Here is a 442-nt window from a genome sequence, read left to right as displayed (position 1 = left end):
AGCTGGTATAGGCCAGCCGTGCATCGTCGGCGCCCGGATCGAAGGCCAGCGCGGCCTGGAAGGCGGCGCGCGCCCCCTCGGCATCGCCAGCGGCCACCAGTTCGCGGGCCTCGTGCAGCGCCTGCTCGCCCGGGTTCGGGGTCAGGCGGTCCAGGAATTCACGCAGGCCCGACTCCGGCAGCACGCCGACGAACTGGTCTACGGCCTGCCCATCGGCAATCGCCACCACATGRGGAATGCTGCGCACGCCGAAGTGCGCGGCCAGCTCCTGGTTCTCGTCCACATTGACCTTGGCGAGCTTCCACTTGCCGCCGGATTCGGCTTCCAACTTCTCCAGCATCGGTCCGAGCGTGCGGCATGGGCCACACCAGGGCGCCCAGAAATCGACCAGCACGGGCACCTGCCGCGACAGTTCGATCACATCGGCCTCGAAATTCTGCAG

General features: G+C 68.0%; 1 protein-coding gene. It reads right to left on the bottom strand.

The window, feature by feature from the left end:
* The coding region (trxA, locus tag AB4Z16_RS28120; RefSeq protein ID WP_441514589.1) for a thioredoxin at positions 1–442 on the bottom strand (442 nt) is incomplete at both ends.

The sequence above is a fragment of the Allobosea sp. TAF32 genome, assembly GCF_052113585.1.
In the GTDB taxonomy this organism is placed as follows: Bacteria; Pseudomonadota; Alphaproteobacteria; order Rhizobiales; family Beijerinckiaceae; genus Allobosea.
This window is presented reverse-complemented; position numbering and strand designations above follow the sequence as displayed.